This window comes from Bacillus sp. LR_5, from assembly GCF_042709275.1.
In genome coordinates, this window is sequence record NZ_JAVAXX010000359.1 from 1 (window position 1) to 5,530 (window position 5,530).

The following is a 5,530-nucleotide window of genomic DNA, read 5'->3' on the forward strand; positions in this document are numbered from 1 at the left end:
TCTTTACGTCTCTGAACTTACAGAAAAACCTTAAGTAAAATTTGCAGTCTTTTGCGGTATGTAAGTCACTCTTATTCGTTTTTCTAAAAAAGGCTTTTCCCACCTCAAATTGGCTGAACCGGCTGTTTTCTCGAAAATATAATACAATACGCAGCATAATATGAAGGAGCGAAACTTAAATGGGGATCATCAATGGTAAAGAATTCATTGACCGATTGAATAAACTAGAAAACGAAATATGGTATGATGGCGAAAAAATAAAGGGTAACATTTCTGAGCATCCTGCATTTAAAGGAATAATCAAAACAAAAAGCTCACTTTATGAATTGCAAACAAAGGATGAGTTAATACATGAAATGACTTATTGCCTTCCTGGAGATCATAATCGAATCGGCCTTTCCTATCTCCAGCCTAAAACAAAAAATGATTTAAAAAAAAGAAGGACCATGATTGAACATTGGGCTAGACATACTCATGGAATGATGGGGAGAAGTCCGGATTACATGAATACGGTTATGATGAGCTTTGCTTCGTCAGCGGAGCTTCTAAAAGATAAAGAGAATTGCTTTCCTGAACATATACTAGATATGTATGAACAAGCTGCTAAGCATGACCTTTCCTTTACCCATACATTCATTACTCCGCAAGTGAACCGGTCACAGTCCTATTTTGGGCTAAGTGAAAAACCGATATCTGCTAAAGTCATTGATAGAACCGAAAAAGGTTTAATGATTCATGGCGCACGACTGCTTGCCACACAAGGCGGGTTGACCGATGAAATCTTGGTTTTTTCAGCGCCTAAATTTTTCTTTGAAACAGATGAAGCTTATGCTTTTTCAATCCCTTCTAATACAAAAGGCGTAAAATTCATCACAAGAGAATCATTTGTATTAAGCGACTCTTCCTTTAATCATCCCTTAAGCTCAAGGTATGAAGAAATGGATTCAATTGTGGTTTTTGATCATGTGTTAGTGCCGTGGAATCGTGTGTTTTTTTACGATAATGTGGAAGCAGCTAAAGATTTTATGACAAAAAGCTCTTTTCATGCCTTTACCTTTCACCAGGTTGTCATTAGGCAAATGATAAAAATTGAATTTCTATTAGGTGTTGCACAGCTTCTTGTCGACACCATTAATGTTTCCGAATATCAGCACATCCAAGAAAAGCTCTCAGAAATCATTGTGGGATTGGAAACAATCAAAGCCCTCATTGACAAATCGGAAAATGATGCTCAGTTAGATGAATTCGGCTATATGCGCCCCTGTTTAATTCCTCTTCAAGTCATCAGTACGATCATTCCTAAGCTATATCCTCGATTTACTGAAATCATACAATTAATTGGAGCTAGCGGAATGGTGACACTGCCTACCGAAAATGCATTTGACTCAGAGATACGGGAAGATCTTGACCAATATCTTCAAGCAACCAATACAAATGCTGAAGAACGTGTGAAAATTTTCCGTTTGGCATGGGATTTAACAATGAGTTCATTCGGAACTAGACAAACTCACTACGAAAGATATTTTTTCGGAGATCCTATTCGGATTTCAAGCAGGCTGTATACCAGTTATCCAAAGCAGGAGCAGTTGAACATGATTAAAACATTTTTACATGCAGATACAGAACAATAAAAAAACAGCGGGAAAAGATCCGCTGTTTCGTATTTTTTATTCAGGAAACTGAACATGGCCCGGTACTGTATAGGCTTTGGACGTTCCGCTTTCAGGCAGCTTTGGAATGGTGTCTTTCACAACTTTTCCGCGGATGTCAGTCATTCTGACTTTGAGAGAGCCTGTACCTAAATTCGTACTCACAAAATGGTTATAGTCCATTTTCTCCATGTTGATCCACTTACCATCCTTTTCATATTCCATTTTCATAACAGGATACTTGTGATTTCTGACTTGGATTGCTGCCCACCACCTGCTGCTGCCTTCTTTGATCCGGTACGTGAAATTGCCGGTGATTGGGGCTTTGACAACACGCCATTTAATATTGATTTTTCCGTCTTTCATATTGCCGATTTTACGGAAGGCATTAGGTGACAGATCAAGAGCTCCCCGAGCGCCTTCGGGATAAAGATCAGTAACATATACGGTTGTTTTCCCTTTTGGCCCTTCAACTTCCAAATAAGAGCCGGCAAGTGCCGCTTTTACTCCTCCGTAATTGAGATCCGCCGGATTTATTGCAGTAATCTCCATATCGGAAGGAATGGGATCCAGCAGGAAAGCTCCTCCTGAATAACCTGACCCTGTATACGTTGCATAACCTTCATGCAGGTCGTCATATGCTGCCGAAGCTTGCGGGGAAAAACAGAAGATCGTCAACAAAACCATACCAACAAATGCACTCATGATCTTTTTCATATTTGGTCCTCCTCAAACCAGACTTTAAATGAGAATCATTATCATTATAAGACTCAATCCATCTGGTTTGAAAGAGGAAATAGATTCATAGATGATTTTAAGGCAAATTCACTATCATTCATATATCAAATGTAGGTACTTATGAAAAAGCCAATACAAATGAACGAATGTGCACTTCAGCCGAATGTCTTATTTTTCCCTCTCAAAATTCGCATTTCAATAACGAAATGAAACAGGCTGTTGGCCTGATAACAGCTATACAGGAAAAGCTATTTTTCCCCGCTCAGTTTCAACTTAGCTGTCATCATGATGCCAAAGATCAGCACAATCGGAACCCAAATAATGAAGTGATAAAAATCAGGCTCAGCCAGAGCAACAATAATAGCCCCTACACAATACAAAATAATAGCCAGTGCTCTTAACACAGTATCTCTTAAGAAAGTCTTCTTTTGCTTCTTAAAAAACAAACGGCCGGATATATCCTCTAAAAGAGAAGCCAAAGTGCCGGTCAACACAGTTGAAGAAATACCTGCAATCCCCAGTTTTTTTGCTGCTGTAGTTTGAATCCCCATAGAAATGCTCATGAGTATAATTAGAATGTGCACAGGAACAAATGCCCGGTAAAAAGAAAGACAAGCAAAGACAAACAAAATGAATGCTTCAAGTGCGAGGGCTTTTGTCACAGCAGAAGGCCAAAGGGTATTTTCCGCCTTTCCGACCATCAATGTAGCAATGATCACGCCGCATATAAATCCGATTAGCGCAGTCAAGGAATTAAAAACAGTGACCTGAATGGATTTGCCGATAGCTAACCCCAATAATACAATGTTTCCAGTCATATTAGCTGTGAACACATGTCCCAGGCTTAAATACCCGATTACATCCACGATTCCAGCTGTTAAACATAAAAGTGATAGCAAGGTGTTTCGATAAGCTGCTGCAGTCAACGGTGTATCAATCCTTTCTTCTATTTCAATTGTTAGTATGTCTTTTGGCGCAATCTCTATTTTTTAAGTAACCCAACATTAATTAGGAAGATAGAACCTATCATTCCTTTCCATTAACTGTAATAATAATCCCCGCAAGGAAATGATTAAAATTGAAAGGAAGCATATTGTGATGAAACGACTTTGTTTATGGTTCACCGTCTTTAGCTTGTTTTTGGTTCTCTTGCCTGGAAAAGCATTAGGTGCAGTCGATTTTCCGAATACCTCAACAAATGGCCTTTTAGGTTTTGCCGGAAATGCCAAAAATGAAAAAGGCATCTCTAAAACGGGCACAACGGGTGGAAAAAACGGGCAGATTGTTTACATTCAAAGCGTAAATGATTTAAAAACCCATCTAGGAGGATCCACTCCGAAAATTTTAGTGCTTCAAAATGATCTTTCCGCATCTGCGAAAACAACAGTTACCATTGGCTCAAATAAAACACTCGTGGGCTCTTACGCGAAAAAAACGCTGAAAAATATTTATTTAACAACTTCATCAGCTTCTGGAAATGTCATTTTTCAAAATTTAACGTTTGAACACAGTCCGCAGATTAACGGAAATAATGATATCCAGCTTTATTTAGATTCCGGTATGAACTATTGGATTGATCATGTCACATTCTCAGGTCATAGCTATAATGCAAGCGGAACCGATTTGGACAAACTCGTGTATATCGGAAAATCCGCAGATTATATCACGATCAGCAACTCAAAATTTGCGAATCATAAATACGGTTTGATTTTAGGATACCCGGATGATTCTCAGCATCAATATGACGGCTACCCCCACATGACAATCGCCAATAATTATTTTGAGAACTTGTATGTTAGAGGCCCAGGTCTGATGAGATACGGTTACTTTCATGTTAAAAACAATTACAGCAATAATTTTAACCAGGCGATTACAATTGCTACAAAAGCAAAAATATATTCCGAATATAATTACTTTGGGAAAGGCAGTGAAAAAGGCGGCATCCTTGACGACAAGGGCACTGGTTATTTCAAAGACATAGGCAGCTATCCATCACTCAACAAGCAAACCTCTCCGCTGACTTCTTGGAATCCCGGGTCAAACTATAGCTATCGTGTCCAAACGCCGGAATATACAAAAGAATTTGTCACGAAATATGCCGGATCACAAAGTACAACTCTGGTATTTGGCTACTGATATAAAAGAGGCCCTGCGTTAAAAACGCTGTGCCTCATTTTATACTTATAGGCTATTTTTAAGCGATCCTTGTAACTCCTTCAAGATCCAGCGTCGGTCAAACTAAAAAGCATATGTTTTTTTCTACATAACTTCTTAAATGGCTTTCTTATTATACCAGTTTATCGCAAGTAAAAAGAAATCATTGTTCTGAACCTGTATTAAATGAACGTTCGTCCCACAAACTATTCAAAAACCCCTAAAAAGGATGATGGATATGTGCGGCAGGTTTACTTTGTACTCTGCATTTGATGATATTATTGACCAGTTTGACATCGATCAATTTTTTCCTAAAGGTGAATACCAGCCAAGCTATAATGTCGCACCATCACAAAACATCCTTGCAATCATCAATGATGGATCAAATAATCGCTTAGGCAAGCTTAGATGGGGACTTATTCCACCTTGGGCAAAAGATGAAAAGATCGGTTATAAAATGATCAATGCTCGAGCCGAAACAATTACCGAGAAACCGGCCTTTCGAAGACCGCTTGTCAGCAAACGCTGCATCATACCAGCAGACAGTTTTTATGAATGGAAACGGCTTGATTCCAAAACCAAAATCCCAATGCGGATCAAATTGAAATCATCTGCTCTTTTTGCGTTTGCTGGCTTATATGAAAAGTGGAGCACACATCAAGGATACCCTCTTTATACCTGCACCATCATAACAACTGAGCCTAATGAGTTCATGAAAGATATACACGACCGAATGCCGGTTATATTGGCCCATGATCATGAAAAGGAGTGGCTTAACCCCCAAAATACAAGCCCTGATTATCTGCAAAGTTTGCTGCTACCTTATGATGCTGATGACATGGAAGCATACCAGGTTTCATCATTAGTAAATTCACCTAAAAATAATTCAGCTGAGCTTCTTGATGCAGAAAATCATATGTAGTGATTGAAATTCTCTAGCAAGAACTTGTCAAATAGCTTTGTCCTTAGGTGCCAATCCCTTTAGTAAT

5 protein-coding genes are annotated in these 5,530 nt (G+C 38.8%); 3 read left to right on the forward strand and 2 right to left on the reverse strand.

The genetic code is table 11. The features are described from left to right. The first annotated feature begins 179 nt into the window (after positions 1–179). Positions 180–1,631, forward strand: a complete 1,452-nt coding sequence (hpaB, locus tag RAC86_RS34550) for a 4-hydroxyphenylacetate 3-monooxygenase, oxygenase component (RefSeq protein WP_181217119.1) — start codon at positions 180–182, stop codon at positions 1,629–1,631. 36 nt (positions 1,632–1,667) lie between these two features. Here hpaB and exlX read toward each other — a convergent pair whose 3' ends face one another. Both exlX and RAC86_RS34560 read right to left on the reverse strand, forming a co-directional pair. Further along, positions 1,668–2,366, reverse strand: a complete 699-nt coding sequence (gene exlX, locus RAC86_RS34555) for an expansin ExlX (protein WP_003231419.1) — start codon at positions 2,364–2,366, stop codon at positions 1,668–1,670. Between the two features lie 269 nt (positions 2,367–2,635). Continuing rightward, entirely contained in the window at positions 2,636–3,313 is a 678-nt protein-coding gene (locus RAC86_RS34560) for a YoaK family protein (protein WP_004399503.1), read from the reverse strand. Between the two features lie 172 nt (positions 3,314–3,485). Here RAC86_RS34560 and RAC86_RS34565 point away from each other — a divergent pair, with 172 nt between their 5' ends. Together RAC86_RS34565 and RAC86_RS34570 are read left to right on the forward strand one after the other, a co-directional pair. Further along, positions 3,486–4,523 carry a polysaccharide lyase family 1 protein gene (locus RAC86_RS34565; RefSeq protein WP_029727222.1) on the forward strand — a complete coding sequence of 346 codons (1,038 nt, stop codon included), beginning with the start codon at positions 3,486–3,488 and terminating at the stop codon, positions 4,521–4,523. A 256-nt stretch (positions 4,524–4,779) separates the two neighbouring features. Further along, positions 4,780–5,463, forward strand: a complete 684-nt coding sequence (locus RAC86_RS34570; protein WP_021481408.1) for an SOS response-associated peptidase — start codon at positions 4,780–4,782, stop codon at positions 5,461–5,463. The last annotated feature ends 67 nt before the right edge of the window (positions 5,464–5,530 follow it).